Genomic DNA, 22,995 nt, shown 5'->3' on the forward strand with positions numbered 1-22,995 from the left:
CTATTCAAGATCCTTGATTTCGTCGATTTCCTTCTTTATTCGCGTGACCTGTTTGTCGTAAAGATTCGAAACATCATCTTGTTCAAAGAAACAGAACAATGAGATCGCAATCGATGACAGCAGCAGGGCAAAAGAAACAATCCATGCCCATGTCGCCACACTGTCCGTTGCCGTTCCGAACGATATGAGCTGGAAAACCGCAGACACGGCGACACCTATTGCGGCATACATGACGTTGCTTCGTCTGTCTGTTTTCTCGGGAAGGAGGTCTATATCCTCCTTGAGTCGGTCAAGCTTGTACGGGCTCACGCTGATGTCCTCCGAGTTCTCCGGCGTCTTGACTGTAGTGGAATACGACGGTTTGTCCGAATCTCTCGAATCCGACAATCCGCTGGAAACCGAATTGACGGTGGTCGACAATGGCATATTCTGCACGACTCGTTGCGATATAACGCTCGGTTCGACGTGAGCAGTAATGATGTTGTCTTTGACGATTCGATAATCGTTGTTTTTCACCGCTTTTGCTCCTTGTTCTCTTCCGGAGCAATTGCAGATCCCGCTATAACCGCGTTGATGAAGAATGTGTATCCGCAGTTTCTACAGAAAACCGGAGTGATGGGAAGTATTTGCGATCCGAGGCCAACAACCATATTCCCGCCCTCATATTCACGGGCTTCGAATGTCTGTACCAGCGCCCAATCGGTCGTACCACACAGCGGGCATTCCCTGTTTTTCGTCCAATGGTCGTCGAGCCATTGCAGTGCGTTCGCTATCTGTTTGTCATTCCTCGCGGAACGTTCTTCGGCTGTTTCGTACTCTACTGGCATGCTGCCAGTCTATTCCATGCATGGTGATGGCCGGCGTCCTTTTGCCAGTAGATATGGGCGCCGACCATGTGCGGATGGTGCAGGATTCGCACCTGCGAACCTGTGAGGGTCTCCCGCTTAGCGAGCGGGTGCGTTCGGCTGCTCCGCCAACCATCCCGGATACGAGTAGAGGGCCCGAATCCGACCGTGTACTTTGGCCGGGTTCCTTGCAGGCCCTCTAATCCAGTGACAAGTATGCGTTGCAGCTTCAAAAACGTCAGTCCGTCGGCGTGTCGCGCAACAGGCCGGCCACGTCGCGAAGCCTGTAGACAGGCTGGTTCCTGTCATCCTTGCCTTGCGGCTGCAGCAGTCCGCGATGCTTCCACGAGCGGATCGTGGATCCCGACACCGAATAGCCGGCGCCGCGCAATAGTCGCGCGCACTCCCCCGCGGTGAACGTCCTGCCGCTGCGGATGCTGCGCTCCAGCAGGTCGAGGCGCACCGCGCTCGCCGTCTGCTCGCGCCCGCAGGTCGGGCAGGTGACGACGACGGCGTGCTCCGGCGCGGTGATGGTGAGCCCGCATTGGAGGCATTGGCCGATCGGCGTCATGTGGTCGGGCGGGTCGATGATCTCCAAGGTCTTGGTTTTGAGCCGGTTGAATTGCGCGACGTACATGCCGATGTCGGGGATGCGGGCGAGGTTGGGGTGCATGGCGGCGTCGGTGAGGCATCCGATGATGTCGGGACACAGGTCTCGTTTCCAGTCCAGGATGTTCACGCCGTGCAGACGCCGCCACAGTCCCTGGGCGATGGTGGCGAGCAGGTCGATGTGGTCGAGCACGTCCAGGCGGAGCGGCGTCGGGGCGACCGGGGTGATGATGCGCGTAGGCTGGTGGCCGCCCGGATGCACGGTCGCGTCCAGACTGGCCTCGAGCGCGTGCACCCAGGGCACGTACTGCAGCAGCAGGAGTGCGAAGTCGAGTTCGCACGCGGGGCACAGCGTGTACCCGTTTTCGATGTTCGCTCCGCAGGTTTGACATGCGTCGACTGACATTCCCGGCTCCCTCCGCTATGATGCTCCACGTTGCCCTAGGAGCCCGGTGTCCGGAAGGATGCCGGGTTTCGCTTATCTTATTGTCCCATTTTCCTTGGCTTTGAGCCGTGCGCGACGCTTCGCATGCGACAGGCGGGAGCATTCCCGGTTCCTCGCCTTCTGCGCCTCGCGCCTGTCCGCCTCGAGGTCCGTCTCGTCGACCATGCGCTCACCCTGTCGGCAGCGGCGTACGAAGTCGGCGAGCATGGGGTCGGTGGTCCAGTCGATGCTCATTCGTGGTCCCTGAGCCAGTAGCGGTATTCGTTGAGGTCCCGGGACAGGCAGTCGTGGACGTGGTGGATGGTGTCGTGGCCGTGGCGGTAGGGGTCGCGGCCTTGGGCGATGGCGGCGAGTCTGAGGGTGGTGAGGTCGAGTTTTCTGTGGTTGAGGTCCTGGAGTCGGGTGCAGTACGGGAGTTTGAGGGTGAGCCATTGCAGGTCGAAGTCGACGTTGGTGCCGGCGGGGTGGAGTGTGCCCTGGGTGAGCCATTCGTCGAGTTTCCGGTTGATCGCGTTCGCGGTCGCGGCGAGGCTGGCGGCCTGGCTGTCGGGCAGGAGGCTTTCCTGGAGGAGTTGGTTACGGAAGTGCATGGCGATGGCGGTGGTGTTGTCGTTGTCTATGGCGGTTTTGATGATGTCGGGGTCGTGGCGGATGACGTGTTCGGTCGCGTCGATCGGGTCGCCCTGCATGGTGGTGAGGATCATGCCGACCTCGAGCAGGTCGCCGACCGTGGGGTCGAGGCCGGTGGTCTCCACATCGATCCACAACAGCAGGTCGGTGGTGGTTTCGGTGGTCATATCAGTGCCTTTCGTTCGGTTTCTTCGATGATGTGGACACGGCCCTGGTCGTCCAGGAGCACCCACCCGTACAGGCTGTGGAGCATCGGCACGGCAGTGGGGTCGTCCGTGCCGCGCAGCAGCCAACCGTGTTCGCGTGCCTGTTCGGGGTGGGCGTGGACCCACCCGTGGCAGCCGGTCGTGCCAGTCCCGCACAACAGGATCAGGTTCGACGGCGCGTGCACCTCCACCCGGGACGCCTGCGAGCGCCGTTTGCGGTGGTGTCGTGATGCGGGGATGCCTTGGAGCCATCGGCCGCAGCGCACGCAGCTGGTGTCGTCGCGCTGGTCGACCAGCAGGCATGTCTTGCGTGACGGGTTGCTCATGCCTGTTCCCTTTTCGCGGTGACGGTGGCCACGCCGCCCGGTGTGAGCGCGCAGGTCAACAGCACGCACCCGTGACGCAGGTCCGCGCAGCGCTCGCAGACGTCGACGGTGATGGTGGTGTAGTCGGCGAGCGTGTCGCCGTGGCGTACGGTGAGCTTGCCGGTCAGGTGCAGGGCCTCGCGCTCGTGGTGGATGATGGCGCCGCACAGGTCGCAGTAGACGCGTCTCATTCCCCTGCCTCCATGTCCCTCGCCGCGCTGGCGGTCGCCCGGTATCCGGCGGGCGTGATGGTCACGGTCACCCGTCCGCCCTCGTGGAACGCCATGCGCGCGAGACCGCCGAGCAGGTCGCACGCGTCCCCGGCTGGCGGCACGCCCAACAGCCTGGTGATCGCGTCGGCGAGCGCCAGGGCCTCCCTGCGGTCCAGGCCGAGCACCGCGCCGTTGGTGTGGTGGTCGGTGACGGTGATGCGCTCGCCGGGGATGAGGTGCACGTCCAGGTTGTGGCGGCCCGGACGTGGGATGGTGATGGTATGGGTCATCGTGTCTCCTCGTCTTCGGTGTTGGTGTGGGTGGTGGTGTTCCGTATGGCGTTGATGCTCATAGGTCGTCGCTCCCGTCCGCGTGAGCCCAGTCGCAGCTCATCGCCTGAAGCCTGCTGCCGGGGTCGAGGATGATGCAGTAGACGCGTCGCGTGTCGGACAGGGTGATGGTCACCTCTTTGACATCGAGCGACACGTCCTCGCCGGTCACGTAGTCCTTGGCCGCGGTCGTTCCGCACGCCGCGAGGGTCAGCACGGCGACGGTGGCGGCGAGCGCGGCTGCTTTTCGTGCGATGCGGGTCATCGGGTTTCCTCCTTGTCGGCGAGCGCCCGTTGTTCCTGGTCGCTGGTGGGGTATCCGGCGGCGGTGAGCGCGTGGTAGTAGTCGCGCATCAGCGGGGTGGGTTTGGTCCAGTCCGTCCAGGTGATGCGCGCCTCGATCGCGGCGCACATCAGGCAGGCGAGTTCGGGCAAGGATTCGGTGGTCCGGTTGGCGAGTTCGTCGAGGTTCCGGTCGGTGTCGAGGTGCCAGACGTTGTCCTTCGGGTCCTTGTCGGTGTCGGGCAGTGGATTGGTGGATCTCATGCGGTTGTAGGACTGGATGCACAGGTCGCGTTGGTCGCATCCCAGGCCCTGGCACAGGCTTGGGCTGGGGTGCGCGCCGATCAGCAGGAGGCCGGTCAGGTCGACGACCAGGTCGGTCAGCGTGTCGAGGTTGAGTTGGAACACGGTCCGTCCGATCCACTGTTCGCGCAGTCTCCGGCTGCGTTCGTCCAGTTCCCGGAACGGCCTCTCGCGAGCGCGCCGCTCCAATTGCTCGCGCCGCGTCCGCTCCCGATACCCCTCGTCGGGCGCATCGGATTCGGCGGCACGGTAGGCGACGACGACGCCATCATCGAACACATGTACGAACAGGCCGTCCGTGTCATGGTCCAGCGCGTAGTCGCGCCACTGGTCGCGGAACGAATCCTCGACGCCGCTGAACGAACGCGCTATCTCGTAACCGTCCGGCGACATCCAATACCGCTCCACGTCCACGGGCAACGACTCCAACCCGAGCCCGCCGACCGCGTCACGCGCCTCGCTCACCCATTTGCGGCGTTCCCGCCTGTCCCGACACCGGTCCAGCCTCCACGCGAACTCATTGCCACCGGCCGCGCCCGCGAGCTCCTCCTGCGCCTCCAGGTCACCGTCGAACTCCGCGATCGCCTGCAGCTCCGTGAACGACAGCTGCGCGAAATCCGCACGCGACTCCCTGACCCTGTCGCCGATCCGGGCGATCCTGCGGCGCTCGCGGATGTAGGTCTGGCTGCGGCCGAGCTGGTCGGCGGTCTGTTGGATGGTGGCGCCGAGTTGGAGCATGCCCTGAATCGCGTCGGCCTCCTCGAGGACGGTGAGCTGTTCGCGTTGGGTGTTCTCGGTGATCATGGCCTCGAGCTGCTGCAAGGGCGTCAGGTCGAGGATGAACGCCGGGGCTTGTGTGAGTCCGGCCTGTTTGAGGGCGGCGAGGCGCCGGTGTCCGGCGATGACGCGGTACCGGGTTCCGTGGTGGACGACGCTCAACGGCGACAGGAGCCCGTTGGTCTTGATGCTGGCCGCGAGGTCGGTCAGGTCGCCGATGTGCTTGCGGGGGTTGTCGGGATGCGGGTCGATCAGGTCCACGGGGATCATGCGGACCTCGCGGGTGGTGTACGTGCTCATCACGCGTTCTCCTTCGTGTCGTAGTCGCTTTGCCAGTTCTCGTCGTGTTCGATGCATGCGGCGCACAGGCGGGTTTTGATCTGCCAGCTGGTCAGGCAGAGGCCGTCGCAGATGCGGCAGTGTTCGATGTCGTTCATCGTGTCTCCTTCGTGGTTTCGGTTTGGTTGAGTTTGTCGGCGTAGTCCTGGCAGGCGGTCATCCATTCGCTGGGCGCGTAGCCCTGGCGTTCGTGGCTGTACTGGGTTTCCCGGCCTTTCATGGCCTGTTGGACGTGTTCGCAGTTCCACGAATGCTCATGGCGGCGGATGACGGGCGTGGGTGTGGGTTCGGGGAGCCATTCCTCCCAGCGGCGTTGGGTGAGCCATTTGGCGAGGCTGGGCGTCTGCCGGCGGAGCGTGGGGTCCTGGTCGCAGGCCCGCGTGTAGCGGATCGCGGCGCCGAGCATGCGCCTGGGGTCCACGCTCCCGGCGATGGACTCCCATGCGGTCTCGGCCTGGTCGCGGCGTCCGACGCGGCCCTTGGGGTAGGCGCCGGCTATCGCGGCCAACGGGTCGGCGAGGATGCGGGCCTCGAGCTCGTCCATGGTCGCGGTCCGCTCGGCGGCTGCTTGCCCGGGCGGCTGGGAGGGGTTTGGGGAGGATATGGTTCCGGCCACTTGGGGGTTCGGGCAGACGCCGAGCAGGTTCGAAGCAGACCCGGAAGCAGACTCATCGTCCGCTTGCGTCCTGCTTGGGCTTGTGCCCGCCGTTTGCTCGCCGTCTGCTTGGTTGTCTGCTTGAAGCAGATTCGAAGCAGAACCCTTGTTTTGCTTGGGTTCCGCTTCACGGTCTGCTTCGTTTCCGCTCGAAGCGGTCTCCCAATCCTGCTCGGAGCGGGCGCCGTGGGAGGCGAGCCCGCCCTTGCGGCCGGCGCGTACCTTGTCCGGGTTTTTGAAGATGACCGGATCGAAGCCGCCCACGCGGCGCGACTCGTTGATGCGCCACACGCCGTCCGAGACCTCCGCGATCAGGCCCGTGTCCGCGAGCTCGCGCAATTGCTTCGGGGTGCCGCCGAGCATGCGGACGCGGCGTTTGTCGAACGTGCGGTCGTAGCCGGGCGTCTCGTACAGTTCGCCGCCGACCCACGAGGCGAGGGTGGCGAACAGGCCGCGCGCGGCCATCGACAGGGATTCGACCTGCGGGGCGCGGTGGAACCCGTCGCTCAAACAGAAATACATCGTTGCCCTTTCTCGATCGGGTCAGACGCCGGGCAGCGGCGGCTGGTCGTCCGTGTCCATGAGACGCGTGGCCATGATCCGCACGTTGGTCGAGTCCTCGCTTTTCAGGTTGCCGGCCTTGTCGTACGCGAACCGTTGCCCGCAGCGCCGGCACCATGCCGGCGACGGGCGCTCGGACAGCAGGCGCGCGGTCACCTCGGGCGGCTGGCGTCCGGTCACGGTCGGCCACAGGGGCGTGCCGCAGCGCCGGCACACGCTCATGGGCGGCGCGTGCAATACGCGCGCGGGGCGGGCGAACACGAAGCGCATGACCGTCTCCACGTCCCCGAACACGTCGGGGTGCGCGCGCACGATCTCCTGGATGCGGTCGCCCGCGTCATGCTCGAGATCGGCTTTCAGACGGGCGAACTCGTCCGGGAAGTAGATCCTGCGCTGCGACGCCCACCAGACGAGCGCCACCGCCTGCGGGTCGGGATACCGGCTGTCCGGGTCCACGTCGACGCGCACCACGGTGTCCGTGACCTCGCCGGTCTCCAGGTCGAGCCCGTCATGGCGCACGTCGAACCCGATGGCCACCTGCAGGGTGCGCCCCTCGAGATGGTTGAGGATGTGGTCCGCGGTCCCGGCGTCCATCTCCACGCGCAGCTGATCGTCCTGGGTCATGTCTCCTCCTTAGAATTCCGAATCCGTGTCGTCGAACGGCGACTGCACGGGAGCGCCCCACGGGTCGTCCTCCGCCACCGGCGCCCGGCCTCCGGCCCCGGCGGGCTCGCCGGCGACGGGTGCCGGCGCCGCGGGCTCCGTCCGCATGGGCGCGAACCCGTTCGCGCGGGGCGCGGGGTTGGTGGTCCTGACCACGGCGGCCTTCGCGTAGCGCAATGACGGGCCGATCTCGTCGACCGTCATCTCGATGACGGTGCGCTGGGTGCCGTCGTTCGCCTGGTAGGAGCGCTGCCGCAGCGCGCCCCGCGCGATGACGCGCATGCCCTTCGACAGGCTCGCGGCGCAATGCTCGGCAAGCTCGCGCCACGCGCTGCAGCGCAGGAACAACGCCTGCCCGTCCTCCCACTGCTGGGACCGGCGGTCGTAGACGCGCGGGGTCGCGGCTATCGTGAACCCCGCCACGCTCACCCCGCCGGACGTGGCGCGCAGCTCCGGGTCCGCGGTCAGATTGCCGACGATCGTCAGCACGGTCTCTCCGGCCATCACTCCTCCTCCTTGACCGGCTTGCGTTTCCACAGGCACACGGCCGATATGCTCCTGGCACTCCTGTCGATGACGACCTGCCCCAACCGGGGCGGCAGGATCGTCAACGGCCACTGCCGGTTCCTGTTCAACTCCGTGATCGCCTCGTACAGTTCATCGAGCAGGTCGCCCGGCGTCATCCCCACGGCCTCACGCGTCAACGGCCACTCGAACAGGCTCTCGCCCTCCTCCCGATACCCGTCGCTCATGCGTCCACCGTCCGATCCCACAGGTGGAAGCCGACCACGCCCACCACGACGCCCGTCACGAGCACGGCCGCCTCCACGGTGCCGACCACTCCCCTGGACAGGCCGTCCAGCAGCCAGCAGACGGCCCACATGTCCACCGGGACGCTCACGACGCCGGCGACCAGGCCGGCGAACCCGATCCGGTCACGCATCCGCCCGCTCATCGCTCCGCCTCCACGTCATGGAGGGGCCTGCGGGCGCCGTCGAACCGCATCATGCTCGCGCCGCCCAACGTGTACCTGCGGGACGCCAACCCAGCCACGTACAGGTGGGTCAGCCCGTCGCAACGCACCACCTGACCGACCCGATAGGCGACCATCAACTCGCCGCCCACATTCGACAGATAGACCACATCCCCCGGCACGACATCCTCGAGATCCGTGATGTCCCGGTAGAACGCGCTCGCCGTCCCCCAGGGATTCCCGTCCGGGCGTCCGCCCGGTTCGTTTACTGTTGATCGTGACACCATGACTCCTTTCGTTGCTTGTGGTGTCGGACGCGGCGCCATCGTTTCCTAGGCGCGGGCGCCGCGTCCCCCCTTGAACCCGGCCGCCGGTGACGAGTCCGACGGCCGGAAACCCCTACATGCCCGTCAGCCCGGTGATGCGGGCACGGTCATCATTCCTCCATGCTTCGGATCCACCGGTCCATCGCCTCGCGACTGACCCGACGGCGACCGGGCTTGCCGTCACGGGTCGGAGCACGGAAACTGTCCAGATCGCCGGTACTGATCGCGTGACGCACGCCGCGTACGTCGAGCGAATACACCTGCGCCGCCTGCTCCGGACTCCAAGCGAGCCGCTCGCCCAACGGGACACGGCTCGTGTCAGTCGCGTGCGCCACACCTGGAACCGCCATGGCACCCGCCTCCTTCCATATCCGACGATGAAATACGCCGGGCGGCGTTAAGAGAACCGCCCGGCCCCCTCCTAAACTGGATGGCTACAAGACCCGCGTGGTCCAGACGCGGACCGACCAGATTAGGAGAAGAATCATGGGATCCCTGTCCACATGGAACATCGGCGATTGGCTCCTGGCCATAATCACGATCTTCTCGTTCGCGTTTTTGATATGGCAGGTCTTGAGAAGCGAATCGATGCTGCCGACCGAAAACATATCGATGAAAGTCGCGAAAAACGGGGAAGGCGAAGGCGTGATAACAATCAGGACGTCCTCCGATTTCGCCATGAGAATCGTCGAGCTTTCCCCGATTGACGGATGCGCGGGAATTCACGATCCACGGCATTCCGGCTATGCTGACTACATAGACAGGGAGAACGGAGACGTGTCCCTGCGCGTTCGACAGACTGGTGAGAAATCCAGGCTTCTTCTCGTATGGCGTCAACCATCCAAGATTCTTTGCAGGCCTATAGCCTGTGCGAAGCGAATCACCGTGAATCTTCATGATTCGCCTCCTTCCGCTGAATTCGAAAGTTGGAGATGGAAGCCTTACGCACGGGCAGTTCATCTAGCCAATATGCTGTTCCGTCATCAGTGGTCTGAAGGGTCGTGGATCCGCAGAGACGGGTACTGGAAAGACTCCCTGCCAGAAAAAGCCGGCCTGTATCCCGGTCGGAATAAATCCAAGGATGAAACTCGAAAGCGTTTCGAATGCCGTCACGGATCCCGGATTCGACGTCTTTAAGTTCACTGCGAATCAACGCAATCCACAGGATCAATGTCACGATGCTCAACGTCTGGAACAGGTCGATGATGGTCTGAAGACTCATAACTCACTTCCGGCAACACTTAGAATCGGATTCATGATGAATTGGTTCGCCTCGCATGGGATCGAGCTTGCGATGTTCCTGGTCACGCTCGTCGTGACCGTCGTCGGATGGATTACCGAGCACGTGAGCGCCAAACGTCTTGACGCGGAGCGCAGGAACGACATCGACCTGCTCACCAGACAGGTGAACGCCCTGCAGACGCAGGCCGAAAGCCTCCGGGAACAGACCGACATGCAACGAGCCGAATACGACAAGCCACCGTTCTCCGATGCCGAATGGGTAACCGGCTCCATACGGCGGGTGCGAATCACCGGGCCGAGACGCGTGCATGTGGAATCGGTATCCGACGTCAGCGGCGCATCGTATGTTTTCCGGGTACTCACCAAGGTCCCGGACGACTTTGAGCCAACGGAGACCATCGAGTATGTGAGCGGCCCCGGCCCCATCGAGTTCCGCTGGCGCTGGGCCGATGACCCCGACATGGAATTGAGAAGCATCCGCAAGGTCGCATACAAGCCCCGAGGGTGATTCCCCGAAGCCGTCCGATACCCCTCGGCTACCCCGTTGATATAAATCCATGCGTCATCGAACGTGTACGGCCCGGAAGTGGAATTCCCGACAGCGACGTCGAAATAACCGCGTTGAAGCACGCCTTCAACTCGATATTCGGCCGTCAGCACACGAATGTCGGGACCGCCATCGGCTTTGACCGCGGCGCAATGCCACATCAGACGTTTGAGATCGCCGACAGGACCGTGTTCGGAAGGAATCTTCTTGTCCATCCCAGTAACCCCGTCGCCGAAATCCACACGTTCAAGATTCTCGCCCGGAATCCATTCCCGACGGTCGGCATGGCTCATGCGTTTCATCACTCCCCTCCTTCCGCGAGCGCCGCGTCCTTGAACTGAGGCGGGATGAATTCGGACGGCGGTGTATTGGTGGCCCGCGCAATCTTGTAGATCTCCGAGAACGTGAAATGGCTATAGGCTTTACGTTTCGAAGCAAGAGTGCTGATAGGGATTCCGGTTTTTTCGGCTATTGCCTTGACTTTGAATCCACCATCTTCAATAATTTGGTCGACTTTTTTGCCGAGCCAAACATCAACGTCTTGATTGTTCATACAGACAACCATATTGATTGAATAATCATTTGTCAAGCTAAAAACATGCCTAAATCGACATTGCAGTTAATTAATCTCGCATGTATGATGTCTACATGGACAACGAACTTGAAGAACGCGCACAACTATTCAGCCGCTACGTGTGCGCCGAGCTCAAAGGTGCAATTGTCACGAGAGGTTTGAATCAAGCCGATGTAGCAACGGCCATCGGGCGGCAAAAGGCAAACCTCTCTCGGTGGCTTAATGCAAAACCACCCATAGCAATTGATGTTGCTCAAGAAGTGTGCGAATACATAGGTGTCAACTTAGGCGATATTGTCGAACGAGCAAACCGTAGACTTGTGTCGGAACTAGGACCATATGTTTCAGGCGACGAAGAAATCGCTGATCAGATTGCCGCGCATCCGGATCTCTACGACCTGGCAGCCAACAATGACGACAACAAGGAACTTGAAGCGGAAACGCCAAGGGATTAATCCGCAGGAAAGGGACGCAAGATGGCCGATCATTCGCAGCAGGTACCGTTCTTCGGCAGGAAGCAGGAGATTCTTCGTCTTCGCGACGAGGTCTCACGACTTACGGAGGACAACTCCAACATGTCGTCGCTGATCAATCAGCTCGGCGGTATGGACGCCAAACAGCGCGAAGACATGATTCATCAACTCGACGACAGGATCACGGAGCTCAACGGGCAGATCGCATCCCTGTCAAGCGACATCGACACAAAGCACTCGGAGATCCGGGAACTCGATAAGACCGTCCTCAATCTGCGCGACTACGCCGACCTGCAGGAGGACGGGTTCTACGATTATGAGAACCCGGCCGAGAATTCCGTACAGCTCAAGACATTGCTGGAGACCAACAAGGCACAGCAGAAGGCGATGGTGAAGAACAAGACAGCGGTCCAGACGACGACAGGCTTCACCTTCAACAACTCCGCGGCCAAAGGACGCACGTTCCTGAACGACATGTCGCGCATGGCCCTCAGCCTGTACAACGCCGAGGCCGAGAACTGCGTGAAGAACGTCAAGGCCGGCAACCTCGAGACATCAATCAAGAGACTCGACCGGTGCAGCGACCGGATCATGCGGTTCGGGAAGTTCATCGACCTGCGAATCACCTGGCAATACCGGCAGCTACGGGTGGAGGAACTGCGCCTCACCGCCAAATACATGCAGGCGGTGCAGGCGGAGAAGGAGGCCGAACGCGAGCGCAAGGCCGAGCTGCGCGAGCAGGCGAAGGCGCAGAAGGAACTCGATGCCGAGATGGCACGTCTGCGTAAGGAGCAGGAGCACTACAAGAACGTGCTCGAGAAGATGCGCGAACAGGGCAACCAGGAGGAGGTGGCCAAGCTCGAGGCGCACCTCGCCGAATTGGATAAGTCCATCAACGACGTGGACTATCGGGCCGCGAACATCCGTGCCGGCTACGTGTACGTCATCAGCGACGTCGGCGCGTTCGGCGAGCGCATGGTCAAGATCGGCATGACCAGGCGCTTGGATCCTATGGACCGTATCCGCGAGCTGTCGGACGCCTCGGTCCCGTTCAAGTTCGACGTGCATGCGTTGTTCTTCTCGAAGGACGCGGTGACGTTGGAGACGATGCTGCACCACGAGTTCGAGGACAGGCGCGTGAACAAGGTGAACGCGCGCAAGGAGTTCTACTACTGCACGCCGCAGGAGGTGCTCGACAAGCTCAATGAGAAGAACGTGGCAGTGGTCGAGTACCGCATCGAGCCCGAGGCCGAGGAGTACCGCATCAGCCGCCGCATCGCCGAGAAACGCGAGCAGTCATCCGGCGAAAACGACTCAAAGGAGGTGTGATTGGAGATTTTCCTGCGAGAGGCGTCGCTTCTCGACGTCCGTGTCGAGGAGCGGCGTCTGCCCAACGGGGTGTGCGGCTTCTACTACGAACCGGCACGATTGATTGTGCTGGACGAGTCGATGCCGGACTTCCAGCGCCGGTGCACGCTCTGCCACGAGCTCGTGCACGCACGATACCATGACCCCGGCTGCGGCACCCCGTACGGGGCCAAGGCCGAACAACGGGCGCGACGAGAAACCGCACTGCGGCTCATCGACCCGGTCGAATACGCGAGCGCCGAAGCGCTCTGTGAGGGCGACGCGTACCGGATAGCGTGCGAATTGGACGTGACATTGCAGGTCGTCGAGGATTACCGGATGCTGCTGCACGACATGGTACGCGCATAAACGAATTGGCCCCGCAACCTCTAAGGGCTGCGGGGCCAAGACTTTGTTTGCCGTCACGACTGTTCCCGATTGTGATTTTCCTCATCCGGTTTCGTTGATGTCTTCTTGTCCCTGCTGCTGCGTGACGCTATGGGTTCGAACAGGTTTACAATCATGGACACCACCGGCACGGCAAGGAATCCGAACGACCATTGCGATTCGGTGACGAGGAAAGCCACCAGCGTGAACAACATCGCAATCATAAAAAGCGCGCCACTGACCCACATGCCCTTGCGCGCCTGAGCGATTTCGGCGTCGACCAGACGATCTTGACGGTCCGACTCGTCCGTGGTGAACGCGTCGTTCCATCGACACATGCGCTCCTGCACTTCGGACGGGTATTTATTGAAGTCGTCAGGCTTTGGCAGCATGCCGGAATACGATTCACTCACCCCCATTTGCATAAGGGTGGCAATCACCTGAGCGGTTATATCGCGATTTGTTATTTCCGGATGGTTCCGATTTTCGATGTCTGCATTTTTCCGAGCATCGAGACCGCGATCCTGCCCCTTGTCTGACGATCCAGATTCATCCGTGCGAGCCGCATCGATTCTTCCCGACGTTGTTCCAGTTTCCGAGTCCCGCTCAGCCCCGGTATCGTCATGATCCTCGTCATGTTCTTCATCGTTCACGACTCCTCCGATTGCTTCGGTACCTGCTTGACTGTAAACATCCTACACAAACAACCTGTGAAAATGTCAAGAACGGCCCGATACGTGTCAGAAACGGTCACGTTATCCAACTTCCACGATTTCGACGTTATCGTCATGCAGGTCGGGTATCGCCGCGGCCATCAGACGCCCCAACGAGGCCGTATCCCTGTGCGTGTAGCGTGCGGTCATCTGCAGACTCACATGCCCCATGATGCTGACGCGCGCGTCGTCCGGCATGCCCGCCATGGCCGCCATGCTGGCCATCCAATGCCGGGCGGAATGCACCTTCACCCTGGGCAGTCCCGCCGCCTCCAACGCCTTCAGCCAATGGTAGCGCTCCGTGGAAGAGCGGATCGGATGCCCCAGCTGGTTCGTGAACACGAGCTCGCGCGGCCCGATATGCAGACGCCGGATGCGCGCCCACAAACGCTCCCACAGGCCTTCGGAGATGGGCACGAACCGGATGGCCGCGCGCGTCTTCGGCGTGGTCAGCCACAGGATCCCGTACAGATGCTCGGCGTCGAGCCACTTGGGTATCACCGCCTCCCCCGGCCTGCCGTACTGCTGGATCTGCCGTTGCACGAAGATGCCGGGCACGCCGTCGCGCCGCTCCAGTTCGTAGGGCATGAGCGCGTACCGTTCGCCCTCCCTCATGCCGGCGGCGAACGCCAGTTCGAACAGCAGACCCCACGTCTCCGCGTTGTCGTCCATGTCGACCGGCCCGCGGCGGGTCTCTGGCATGCCATCGACCGCCGCTATCAGCCTCCTCGGCTGGTCAGGCGCGAGGATCCGCACCTCCCGCTGTTCGACGCGCGGCGGCCGCACCTTCCTGCACGGGTCAACGGGGATGAGCTCCTCGAGTTCGGCGTCGTCCAGCACCATCTTCAGGCTGACGAAATGATCCTTCAACGTCGACGGGGCGAGACGCTCCCCCAGTACGCGCATGCAGCGGCGGATGTGCTCGGGGGTCAGGTCGGTGAGACGCACGTGGCCGATGACCTCGTTGACGGCCTTCAACCGTCCCGCGCGCGTCCGGTAGGTGGTGGGCTTGACGCGCGTCTGGTAGTCCTTCAGCCAGCGTTCCGTGTAGTCGATGAGGTACGGGGATTTTGAGCCTGGCATGAGCCCGGTGCGTTCGAGTTCGGCGAGCTTGGCGTCGAACCGTTCGCGGGCTTCGGCCTTGGTGCGCCCCTTGGCCTCGATGTAGCGTCGTTTGCCCGTCGACGGGTCGGCACCGAGGTCCTTGCGGAACCTCCATGTGCCGTCCTTGCCGTGGATGATGCTGCCGGCCCCCTTGGTGCGGCGTTTGCGCGTTGCCATGTTCGTCTCCCTTTCCGTGTTTGGGAGAGCACCCTAAGCGTGTCCGCGCATGGTCCCGGAGCCGTTGTGATCATTGCCCTCCGGGGTCTCCCAAAGGGCACACTATCCGCACACTATCGGTGTCACAAACGGCCCGATACGTGGCAGAAACCGCCATTTCCTGCGAGTTCAAAAAACACGAAAAAACGGCGTTTCCCACGCTTCCGGAAGCCCGAAAACGTTGGAATCACGCCGTTTTCACCATCTTCAGCAAGCCTAGTGGCTTATATTGAACTTGAACTCGACGATGTCGCCGTCGCGCATCACGTAGTCCTTGCCTTCGAGGCGCATCTTGCCCTCCTCCTTGACCTTGGCGTAGGAGCCGTCGGCCGCGACGAAGTCGTCGTAGGAGATGACCTCGGCCTTGATGAAGCCCTTCTCGAAGTCGGTGTGGATGACGCCGGCGGCCTGCGGGGCGGTCCAGCCCTTGTGGATCTGCCAGGCGCGCACCTCCTTCTCGCCGGCGGTCAGGAAGGTCTGCAGCCCCAGGATGTCGAAGCCGACGCGGGCCAGCTGGTCGAGGCCGGATTCCTTGAGGCCGGCGTCCTCGAGCATCTCGCGGGCGTCCGCCTCGTCGAGCTCGGTGAGCTCGGCCTCGAACTGCGCGTTGAGGAAGATGGACTTGGCCGGCGCGACCGATTCGGCGAGCTTCGCCTTGAACCCCTCGTTGCCCAGTTCGGCGTCGTCCACGTTGAACACGTAGATGAACGGCTTGGCGGTCATCAGGTGCAGGTCGCGGATGTCGTCCTTGTCGATCCTGCCGTCCGCGGCGGCGTGGTCGATGGTCTCGCCGGCCTCGAGGATCTCCTTGGCCCGCTTGACCGCAGCCACGTATTCGGGCGTGACCTTCTTGCCGCGCAGGTCCTTCTCCAGCTTGGGCAGCGCGTTCTCGATGGTCTGCAGGTCGGCGAGGATCAGCTCGGTGTTGATGGTGTCGATGTCGTCGGCCGGGTCCACGCGGCCGTTGACGTGCACGATGTCGTCGTCCTCGAACGCGCGCACGACCTCGCAGATCGCGTCGGCCTCGCGGATGTTCGCCAGGAACTGGTTGCCGAGGCCCTCGCCCTCGGACGCGCCCTTGACGATGCCCGCGATGTCCACGAACGTGACGGTCGCCGGCACGATCTTCTCGGTGTGCACAAGCTTGGCGAGCACCGGCAGGCGGTCGTCCGGCAGCGGCACGATGCCGGTGTTCGGCTCGATCGTGGCGAACGGATAGTTCTCCGCCAGGACGTTGTTGCGGGTCAGTGCGTTGAACAGCGTGGACTTGCCCACATTCGGCAAGCCGACAATTCCGATAGTAAGAGACATAGTTCCCAGCCTACCTTCAGCCCTGCACGGCCTCGATCGCGCTGATGGCGGCGGCGCGGAAGCCGGAGTGCTCCAGCGCGACGACACCCTTGATCGTGGCGCCGCCCGGTGAGCACACGGCGTCCTTGAGCGCGGCCGGCGTCACGCCCTCCTCGATGATCTGCGAGCCGGTGCCCTCCACCATCTTGGCGGCGAGCCGGTACGCCGCGTCACGCTTCAGCCCGTACCTCACGCCCGCGTCGGCGAGCGCCTCCACGTACATCGCGGTGAAGGCCGGCGCGCAGCTGGTCACGATGCCCGCCGCCGACATATGCGCCGTGTCCACGCTCTCCAGCATGGCGATCGGCTCGAACAGCCCTCGGACCACGGCCACGTCCTCGTATTCGAGCGTGTGGGCGTCCTCCATGACCAGCACACCGTGCCCGACGCCGATCGGCAGGTTCGGGATGACCGAGATGTGACGGGTGCCGGGGATCACAGCCTCCAGCTGCTCGTTCCACATGCCCCAGGCGATGGACACGACGATGACGCGGTCCAGCGCGTCGGCGAGCGGGCGAAGCACCTCGGCCACGAGGTTCGGCTTGACCGCGACGACCACGACGTCGCTTTCCGCGACGACCTCGGCGGCGTCCGCGGCCGCGCGCGCGCCCAGCCTCGTCGTGTCGTGCATGAGCCGGTCGCGGTCGATGTCGAACGCGATGACGTTGCCCGCGCCGATCACGCCCCCGTTCACCAGTCCGCGCGCCACGCCCCGGCCCATGTTGCCGAAGCCGATGAATCCCACCGTCACATCCTGCAATGGCATGTCGCCTCCTTATCCGTTACCGCCCGGTTTCCGTGCGCCCGATTCTAGACCGGCCGTCAGAACAGTTCCTCGAGGTCGCCGCGGTTCAGCGCCTCCTCGTACAGGTGCCGGAACACCAGCGAGCCGTGCAGCCCGTCGTGCTCGAACTCGTTGGTGACCCAGTAGCGCGAGCGCCCCACGCGGCTGAGCGTGTCCAGCTGCAGCCCCGAGTCCACGTACATGTCGTCGTAGTAGACGGCGGCCTGCAGCGGCACCTCGTTGGCGGCCAGCCGCCGCTCGTCGTAGATGCGGCCGAAGCGCGTGTCCTCCATCAGCACGTCCATGGCCGCCCTGAACGGACGCAGCGCGGACTGCTGCTCGTACATCCACGGGAACATCGCCTCGCCGGTGAACAGCAGCGGCCGGCGGTCGCCGCCGAATTCGGGGTGGCGGTCGCGCACGCGCTGCGCGGCCCAGCGGATCGGCTCGTCCAGCTCGCCGTTCGCGTAGATGAACTCCTGCAGCGGCCAGTACAGCGGGCGCGACGCGGTGGCCGTCATCACCGACGACAGGAACTCGTCGCTTAAGGGCGAGCCGGCGTCGGCCGAGCCGTCGCCGTCCAGGAACGCGGCGTCCATCAGCCAGTGCATCCGTTCGAAGCTGGGCTTCATACCGAAGTCGGAGCCGAGGCACTGGAGGCGCTCGACGGTCAGCGGGTCGCCGTTGGGCAGCGTCTCGGGTGCGGCGGCGAGCCGGTCGGCCACGGCGGCCACCCGCTCGACGTCGAGCGGGTATCGCTCGTAGTACTGCCGGGTCTTCATGGCCATGCGCGGGAAGGTGTGCTCGTACACCTCGGTCGCGTCGGCGGGGACGTGCGGGATGCCGCCGGTGGTGAAGCTGGCGGTCACGCCCTGCGGGAACAGCGACAGGTAGGTCAGGGTCAGGAACCCGCCGTAGCTCTGCCCGAGCGTGACCCAGCGCGCGCCGCCGAACTCGGTGCGGCGCAGGTGTTCGAAGTCGCGGACGATCGAGTCGGCGAGGAAGCGCTTGAGGTAGTCGGCCTGCGCCCGGGCCCCGGCGTCGGCCATGCGCGCCATCGTATGCGTGTCGATGCGGTTCGAGCGCCCGGTGCCGCGCTGGTCGGGCAGCACGACGCGGAAGTGCCGCACCGCCTCCTCGATCCAGCCGTCGCTGGACGGGCCGAGCGGGCGGGGGCCGGAGCCTCCGGGGCCGCCCTGGAGGAACACCAGCAGCGGCAGGTCGTCGTGCACGTGCTCCGGCGCGGTGACGACGCGGTAGAACAGGCTGATCGACTCGCCGGAGAACCCCTCCCCCGGGGTGTTCCCGGCCCAGTCGAGCGGCACACGGACCGACCGGTCCTCGATGTGCAGGCCCGGCACGTAGTATTGCGTCAGCAGCGTCATCGCGCACTTCCTTCCGTCGTCGCAGTTCGTCACTCCATCACAGCGGGACGCGGGGACATGTCCGGGGGCCGGAGCGTCGCGCCGGATCGCGTACCGTACCACGACATGCCGCGCGGCCCGCCTGCCGGGCCGCGGCACACGATGTCATCCCCGGGCAGGATGGCGGGCGAGGCACGGCAGGCGCTAGCCTTGCCTCATGAACAGGTTCGGACGCTTCTCGGCATGGCTCGGCCGCAACGTGCTGCTCGTCGACGTCGCCGGCACGCTGCTGATCGCGTTCTTCGTCGTCGGCATCGCCAGCTACACCGGCGACACCCCCGGCGTCCTGTTCTCCTACGACAGCAGCTGGCAGGTCGCCTGGTCGGCCCTGCTGCTGGTGCCGCTCGCGTTCCGGCGGTGGCGCCCGCAGGCCGCGGCGCTGGCCTTCGCGGCCCTGGTGGCCCTGCATCTGGTCGTCGGCCCCGCGATGCTGTTCAGCGACGCGTTCTCGCTGCTCATGGTGTATTCGGTGATCGTGTACGGCGATCCGCGCAACACCAAGCCGTTCATCGTGCTCATCGCCGCGTTCGGCCTGTTCGCCTCGATGGCGATCACCTGGGCCGTGGACGTGGGCCCGGCGTTCGGCCGGGCCTGGACCGGCTACCGCGAGATGTACTACGGCACATGCGCCACGGTGTATGACAGCGGGATGACGGGCGACTGCGCCTCGATTCTGATGACCAACACCGCCGAGATGACGCTGATGGTGGCGGTCACCCTGGCCGCGACCATCGTGCTCGCGTACTGGCAGCGCGCCCGGCAGGCCACGGTCCGCATGATGCGCGAGCGCAACGAGGCCATCGCCGCCCGGCAGGACGAGGAGCGGCGCATCGCCGCGCTGGCCGAGCGGGCGCGCATCGCCCGAGACATGCACGACGTGGTGGCGCACACACTGTCCATCATCATCATCCAGTCCGACGGCGGGCGCTACGCCGGCGCCAACAATCCGGCCGTCGCGCGCAGCACGATGGAGACGATCCGCCACGAGTCGGAGCGCGCCCTGCACGACATGAAGCGCCTGCTGGGGGTGTTCGGCGGGTCGGCGCACGCGGACTACGCGGACATCGAGGCGCTGGTCGCGCAGGCCCGCCAGGCCTCGCCCGACTGCACGTTCCGGAGGCACGTCACCGGCACGCCGCTGCCCGACCGTCTGGGCGGCGAGGCCAGCGTGGCGCTGTACCGCGTGGTGCAGGAGGCGCTGACGAACGTGCGCAAGTACGCCGGGCCCCGGGTCGTCGTCGACATCGACGAGCAGTGGGGCGCGGACGGCGTCGCGATCGGCATACGCGACAACGGCCGCGGCGCCTCGTCGGGCATGGACGGCCACAAGCCCGGCTACGGCCTGCTGGGCATGAGGGAACGCATCGAGGCGGTCGGCGGGTCGGTGTCCGCGGGGCCGGCGATCGGCGGCGGCTACGCGGTGCAGGCGTATGTGCCGTACCACGCCGAGACGGCGGCCGGCGACGGCAGGCGCGCCGCGACCACGCACGCGGCGCAAGGCACGGTGGCGGCCCCGGCGCCCGCCGCGCGCCGCGCAACGGCGGCGGAAGGCGCGGCGGCAGATGCGGCGCCTGCCGCACCTCACGGAACGACGGCGGGCATGGCCGGTGCGCCGGCGGCGGACACGGCCGCGGCATGGCGAGGCACCGGCGGCGCAACGTCCAAGGTACCGGCGGCCGCGGCATCGTATTCGGTGACAGCGGCCTCGCCGGTGCCGAACACGTCGGTGTCGAACGCACCATTGCCGAACGCGTCGACGCCGGTATCCGGCCGTTCGCCGGCGGACCGCCCCGCCAGGGTACCTGCAGCGTCGTCCGCCGCGGCGCCGGCATCCGCCACGACGCCCGGCTCCCCCGGGTTCACGAGCGGCGCCTCCCTCGCCGCACCGGCGGCAGGCCCCGGAACGGCTCCCGACGGCGAGCGGCGGCGCAACGGATCGCGCGGGCATGCGGGACCGCTGTTCGCTCTACCGCAATTCCAGCTGCCGGACCATATCTCCCCGCCGTCGCTGAGGGAGCTGGCCGGCGCGCTGCGCTCCAGGCCGATCGACCAGGCCGACTCGGCCGGCGGCGAGCGGTTCAACTGGATCGAACGGCTCTCGCAGTGGACCGAACGGCATTACATGCTGATGGACGTGGTCACGGCCGTGCTGCTCATCCTGCTGTCGAACACCGATCTGTTCGCCTCCGCGGACTTCATCAGCGACTCGTCCGCCGGCAGCCGGGCGCTGGAGGTGCTCACCGACGTCCTGGTGCTCTCGCCCGTCGCGCTCCGCCGGCGGTTCCCGGAGGGATGCGCCGCGTTCCTGGCCGTGTTCTGCGCCCTCGAGCTCGTGTTCCTGCCCGGGGTCCCGTTCGCCAACATGATCGTGCTGTACATCCTGTACTCGGCCTCGGCGTACGGGCGGCCCCGCGCGTGGATCTGGCTCGGCGCGGCCTGCGCCGTGTGCTCCATGCTGTTCGGCGCCAAGCTCGTGGCGAGCACGAACGGGTACGTCACGCTGTACGCGGCGGCGCTGGACGCCCCGGCGTCGTTCGACCTGCCGTATGTGGCGAACGTGATCGTGACCGCCATCATCGCGACGATGGTCTTCCTGATGTGCTGCGCGGCCATCGGCTACGGCCGGTGGAGCCGGGCCCGCGGGGCGAACGCGCTGATCCTGCAGGCACGCGAGGAGGCGCTCAAGGCCGAGCAGGAGAAGCAGCGCGTGCTCGCGGCGAACATGGAGCGCGACCGGATCAGCGCCAGCATCCAGACCGAGGTGACCACGACGCTCACCAGCGTGATCGACCAGGCGGCGAAGGGCCTGGGGATGATGGACGACTGCGAGGCTCGAGGCGAGACGCCGTCCCCGCACGACATCGTCGCCTCGTTCGAGGCGATCGGCCGTCAGGGGCGCGAGGCGCTGGCGCATATGCGGCAGCTGCTGCGGGTGCTGCGCGAGACGGGCTTCAGCGACGACCGGCACGAGGGCGAGGGGATGCGTCTGGCCCCCGCCGCCTCGCTGGACGAGCAGTTCCGGGCCGTGTCCGAGCGCGCCCGCTGACCCGACAGCGAGCTCGTTAATCACCTCCCCGCATACACATTGTGTCCGAACATACCCATCGCCCCGGTAACGCGGTCTTCAACCGCCCCCACATACACATTGTGTCTGATCATTCCCATTGTCCCGGCAACACGGTTTTCAATCCGCCCCCACATACATACACATTGTGTCTAAGCAGACTCACTGCCCTAACAGCACGATTCGTGCCCGTACCCCATATGCACAGTGTGTCCGGGCAGGCCCCTAGCCGGTCAGGCAAACGGCCCCATGCCGCGTCGCCGTTGCCGTCGCAGTCCTTACAAGATTCGCAAATGTCCGGCGGATGTCTGCCGCACCTCGCGCCGGCGTATGGCTAAAGTGGTGCCCATGAGTGCAACGCAACGAATCCGCGTCATCATCGCGGACGATCAGGAGCTGGTCCGGGCGGGGTTCGCCATGGTCATCGGCTCGCAGCAGGACATGCAGGTCGTCGGCCAGGCCCGGGACGGGGCGGATGCCGTACGCCTCGCGGAGAGCCTGCACCCCGACGTGGTGCTGATGGACGTGCGTATGCCCGGCATGGACGGCATCGAGGCGACGCGGCGCATCACCGCGCCGGAATCGTCCGGAGCGGTGCACGGCGCCCCGGACGACGCGCACACCACCCGCGTGATCATCCTGACCACCTTCGACCTGGACGAGTACGTGATGGCCGCGATCAACGCCGGCGCCTCGGGGTTCCTGCTCAAGGACACCGAGCCGGAGACGCTGCTCAGCTCGATCCGCACCGTGTACCAGGGCAACGCGATCATCGCCCCGTCCGCGACCAAGCGGCTCATCGAGAAGATGATGGAGGACGGCTACACCAAGCCCCGTCCCGCCGCGGTCCCCGCCCCCGCGCCGGCGCCGTACACCGATCCGGAGCTGGACGACCTGACCGACCGCGAGCGCGAGGTGCTGATCGAGATCGCCCACGGCCTGAGCAACCAGGAGATCGCGGACAAGCTGTTCATCAGCCTGCCGACGGTCAAGACGCATGTGGCGCACATCCTGGCGAAGATCAACGCCCGCGACCGCGTGCAGGCCGTGGTGTTCGCCTACGACAACCATCTGGTCTGACGGCCTTCCGGCCGGGGCCGTCGGGAAGCCCGGCGGTCGCCGACCGCCAATCGCCGGTTCACAGGATCGAGCGCGACGATCCTGTGAACCGAACCGCACAGCAAACGAACAGCCGCGGAATTCCGTATCGTTGGAATTCCGCGGCTGTTGTCGTCATCCGCACACAAGCG

The 22,995-nt window shown here is 64.7% G+C and carries 31 protein-coding genes and 1 tRNA gene; 6 read left to right on the forward strand and 26 right to left on the reverse strand.

Annotated elements, in window-relative coordinates; all coding sequences use genetic code 11:
- From KIH73_RS11085 to KIH73_RS01140, 20 genes are all read right to left on the reverse strand, one after another.
- Nucleotides 1–516 carry a hypothetical protein gene (locus KIH73_RS11085; RefSeq protein WP_219079657.1) on the reverse strand — a complete coding sequence of 172 codons (516 nt, stop codon included), beginning with the start codon at nt 514–516 and terminating at the stop codon, nt 1–3.
- Complete coding sequence (locus tag KIH73_RS01050; protein WP_219079658.1) at nt 513–827, reverse strand: hypothetical protein; 315 nt, start codon at nt 825–827, stop codon at nt 513–515. The genes KIH73_RS11085 and KIH73_RS01050 overlap by 4 nt, the downstream gene beginning before the upstream one ends.
- Before the next feature lie 71 nt (nt 828–898).
- Nucleotides 899–983, reverse strand: a tRNA-Ser gene (locus KIH73_RS01055).
- A gap of 100 nt (nt 984–1,083) precedes the next feature.
- Complete coding sequence (locus tag KIH73_RS01060) at nt 1,084–1,860, reverse strand: MerR family transcriptional regulator (protein ID WP_219079659.1); 777 nt, start codon at nt 1,858–1,860, stop codon at nt 1,084–1,086.
- Between the two features lie 72 nt (nt 1,861–1,932).
- Nucleotides 1,933–2,133, reverse strand: a complete 201-nt coding sequence (locus tag KIH73_RS01065; protein ID WP_219079660.1) for a hypothetical protein — start codon at nt 2,131–2,133, stop codon at nt 1,933–1,935.
- Entirely contained in the window at nt 2,130–2,696 is a 567-nt protein-coding gene (locus KIH73_RS01070) for a 3'-5' exonuclease family protein (protein WP_219079661.1), read from the reverse strand. Before KIH73_RS01070 ends, KIH73_RS01065 begins: the two co-directional genes overlap by 4 nt.
- Nucleotides 2,693–3,061 carry a hypothetical protein gene (locus KIH73_RS01075; RefSeq protein ID WP_219079662.1) on the reverse strand — a complete coding sequence of 123 codons (369 nt, stop codon included), beginning with the start codon at nt 3,059–3,061 and terminating at the stop codon, nt 2,693–2,695. The genes KIH73_RS01070 and KIH73_RS01075 overlap by 4 nt, the downstream gene beginning before the upstream one ends.
- Nucleotides 3,058–3,291 (reverse strand): hypothetical protein, encoded by a 234-nt coding sequence (locus tag KIH73_RS01080; protein WP_219079663.1) that lies wholly within the window; start codon nt 3,289–3,291, stop codon nt 3,058–3,060. The genes KIH73_RS01075 and KIH73_RS01080 overlap by 4 nt, the downstream gene beginning before the upstream one ends.
- On the reverse strand, nt 3,288–3,602 hold the full coding sequence (locus KIH73_RS01085; RefSeq protein ID WP_219079664.1) for a hypothetical protein: 315 nt from the start codon (nt 3,600–3,602) through the stop codon (nt 3,288–3,290). Before KIH73_RS01085 ends, KIH73_RS01080 begins: the two co-directional genes overlap by 4 nt.
- A 58-nt stretch (nt 3,603–3,660) precedes the next feature.
- Nucleotides 3,661–3,906: a hypothetical protein gene (locus tag KIH73_RS01090; protein ID WP_219079665.1), complete on the reverse strand. Its 246-nt coding sequence runs from the start codon at nt 3,904–3,906 to the stop codon at nt 3,661–3,663.
- Nucleotides 3,903–5,303, reverse strand: a complete 1,401-nt coding sequence (locus KIH73_RS01095) for a ParB/RepB/Spo0J family partition protein (protein ID WP_219079666.1) — start codon at nt 5,301–5,303, stop codon at nt 3,903–3,905. The genes KIH73_RS01090 and KIH73_RS01095 overlap by 4 nt, the downstream gene beginning before the upstream one ends.
- Nucleotides 5,303–5,440 (reverse strand): hypothetical protein, encoded by a 138-nt coding sequence (locus tag KIH73_RS01100; RefSeq protein ID WP_219079667.1) that lies wholly within the window; start codon nt 5,438–5,440, stop codon nt 5,303–5,305. Before KIH73_RS01100 ends, KIH73_RS01095 begins: the two co-directional genes overlap by 1 nt.
- Nucleotides 5,437–6,519, reverse strand: coding sequence for a hypothetical protein (locus tag KIH73_RS01105; RefSeq protein WP_219079668.1), 1,083 nt, complete (start codon nt 6,517–6,519; stop codon nt 5,437–5,439). Before KIH73_RS01105 ends, KIH73_RS01100 begins: the two co-directional genes overlap by 4 nt.
- 21 nt (nt 6,520–6,540) lie before the next feature.
- Entirely contained in the window at nt 6,541–7,182 is a 642-nt protein-coding gene (locus tag KIH73_RS01110) for a hypothetical protein (RefSeq protein WP_219079669.1), read from the reverse strand.
- Between the two features lie 9 nt (nt 7,183–7,191).
- Nucleotides 7,192–7,725 (reverse strand): single-stranded DNA-binding protein, encoded by a 534-nt coding sequence (locus tag KIH73_RS01115; protein ID WP_219079670.1) that lies wholly within the window; start codon nt 7,723–7,725, stop codon nt 7,192–7,194.
- Nucleotides 7,725–7,973 (reverse strand): hypothetical protein, encoded by a 249-nt coding sequence (locus KIH73_RS01120; RefSeq protein WP_219079671.1) that lies wholly within the window; start codon nt 7,971–7,973, stop codon nt 7,725–7,727. Before KIH73_RS01120 ends, KIH73_RS01115 begins: the two co-directional genes overlap by 1 nt.
- Complete coding sequence (locus KIH73_RS01125) at nt 7,970–8,164, reverse strand: hypothetical protein (RefSeq protein ID WP_219079672.1); 195 nt, start codon at nt 8,162–8,164, stop codon at nt 7,970–7,972. Before KIH73_RS01125 ends, KIH73_RS01120 begins: the two co-directional genes overlap by 4 nt.
- An 8-nt stretch (nt 8,165–8,172) precedes the next feature.
- Entirely contained in the window at nt 8,173–8,481 is a 309-nt protein-coding gene (locus KIH73_RS01130; protein WP_219079673.1) for a hypothetical protein, read from the reverse strand.
- 357 nt (nt 8,482–8,838) lie between these two features.
- The gene (locus KIH73_RS01135) at nt 8,839–9,417 is read right to left on the reverse strand and encodes a hypothetical protein (RefSeq protein ID WP_219079674.1); all 579 of its coding nucleotides are present in this window, start codon (nt 9,415–9,417) and stop codon (nt 8,839–8,841) included.
- Complete coding sequence (locus KIH73_RS01140; RefSeq protein WP_219079675.1) at nt 9,401–9,742, reverse strand: hypothetical protein; 342 nt, start codon at nt 9,740–9,742, stop codon at nt 9,401–9,403. Before KIH73_RS01140 ends, KIH73_RS01135 begins: the two co-directional genes overlap by 17 nt.
- Before the next feature lie 33 nt (nt 9,743–9,775).
- Here KIH73_RS01140 and KIH73_RS01145 point away from each other — a divergent pair, with 33 nt between their 5' ends.
- Nucleotides 9,776–10,270: a hypothetical protein gene (locus KIH73_RS01145; RefSeq protein WP_219079676.1), complete on the forward strand. Its 495-nt coding sequence runs from the start codon at nt 9,776–9,778 to the stop codon at nt 10,268–10,270.
- A gap of 340 nt (nt 10,271–10,610) precedes the next feature.
- Here KIH73_RS01145 and KIH73_RS01150 read toward each other — a convergent pair whose 3' ends face one another.
- On the reverse strand, nt 10,611–10,862 hold the full coding sequence (locus tag KIH73_RS01150; protein ID WP_219079677.1) for a helix-turn-helix domain-containing protein: 252 nt from the start codon (nt 10,860–10,862) through the stop codon (nt 10,611–10,613).
- 95 nt (nt 10,863–10,957) lie between these two features.
- On the opposite strand from KIH73_RS01150, the gene KIH73_RS01155 reads away from it, so the two are divergent.
- Genes KIH73_RS01155 through KIH73_RS01165 form a run of 3 tightly spaced genes read left to right on the forward strand, consistent with a single transcriptional unit; the run spans nt 10,958 to nt 13,072 of the window.
- Nucleotides 10,958–11,338: a helix-turn-helix domain-containing protein gene (locus tag KIH73_RS01155; protein ID WP_219079678.1), complete on the forward strand. Its 381-nt coding sequence runs from the start codon at nt 10,958–10,960 to the stop codon at nt 11,336–11,338.
- A gap of 21 nt (nt 11,339–11,359) precedes the next feature.
- Complete coding sequence (locus tag KIH73_RS01160; protein ID WP_219079679.1) at nt 11,360–12,685, forward strand: SNIPE associated domain-containing protein; 1,326 nt, start codon at nt 11,360–11,362, stop codon at nt 12,683–12,685.
- On the forward strand, nt 12,686–13,072 hold the full coding sequence (locus KIH73_RS01165) for an ImmA/IrrE family metallo-endopeptidase (RefSeq protein WP_236022481.1): 387 nt from the start codon (nt 12,686–12,688) through the stop codon (nt 13,070–13,072).
- A 53-nt stretch (nt 13,073–13,125) separates the two neighbouring features.
- On the opposite strand, the gene KIH73_RS01170 is transcribed toward KIH73_RS01165, so the two are convergent.
- The 5 genes from KIH73_RS01170 to KIH73_RS01190 all read right to left on the reverse strand — a co-directional run bounded on the left by KIH73_RS01170 (nt 13,126) and on the right by KIH73_RS01190 (nt 18,642).
- Nucleotides 13,126–13,743: a hypothetical protein gene (locus KIH73_RS01170; protein WP_219079680.1), complete on the reverse strand. Its 618-nt coding sequence runs from the start codon at nt 13,741–13,743 to the stop codon at nt 13,126–13,128.
- 102 nt (nt 13,744–13,845) lie between these two features.
- Nucleotides 13,846–15,084, reverse strand: a complete 1,239-nt coding sequence (locus KIH73_RS01175) for a tyrosine-type recombinase/integrase (RefSeq protein WP_219079681.1) — start codon at nt 15,082–15,084, stop codon at nt 13,846–13,848.
- Between the two features lie 255 nt (nt 15,085–15,339).
- Entirely contained in the window at nt 15,340–16,434 is a 1,095-nt protein-coding gene (ychF, locus tag KIH73_RS01180; protein ID WP_219079682.1) for a redox-regulated ATPase YchF, read from the reverse strand.
- 16 nt (nt 16,435–16,450) lie between these two features.
- Nucleotides 16,451–17,239 (reverse strand): pyrroline-5-carboxylate reductase, encoded by a 789-nt coding sequence (proC, locus tag KIH73_RS01185; RefSeq protein WP_219079683.1) that lies wholly within the window; start codon nt 17,237–17,239, stop codon nt 16,451–16,453.
- 56 nt (nt 17,240–17,295) lie between these two features.
- On the reverse strand, nt 17,296–18,642 hold the full coding sequence (locus tag KIH73_RS01190) for an alpha/beta fold hydrolase (RefSeq protein ID WP_219079684.1): 1,347 nt from the start codon (nt 18,640–18,642) through the stop codon (nt 17,296–17,298).
- 196 nt (nt 18,643–18,838) lie between these two features.
- Between KIH73_RS01190 and KIH73_RS01195 the strand changes: the two genes are divergently transcribed.
- Together KIH73_RS01195 and KIH73_RS01200 are read left to right on the forward strand one after the other, a co-directional pair.
- Nucleotides 18,839–21,727, forward strand: a complete 2,889-nt coding sequence (locus tag KIH73_RS01195; protein WP_219079685.1) for a sensor histidine kinase — start codon at nt 18,839–18,841, stop codon at nt 21,725–21,727.
- Nucleotides 21,728–22,093: 366 nt separating this feature from the next.
- Nucleotides 22,094–22,825 (forward strand): response regulator, encoded by a 732-nt coding sequence (locus tag KIH73_RS01200; RefSeq protein WP_219079686.1) that lies wholly within the window; start codon nt 22,094–22,096, stop codon nt 22,823–22,825.
- Nucleotides 22,826–22,995: the final 170 nt, after the last annotated feature.

Origin of the sequence: Bifidobacterium phasiani (assembly GCF_019331775.1) — a bacterium.
Taxonomy (GTDB): domain Bacteria; phylum Actinomycetota; class Actinomycetes; order Actinomycetales; family Bifidobacteriaceae; genus Bifidobacterium; species Bifidobacterium phasiani.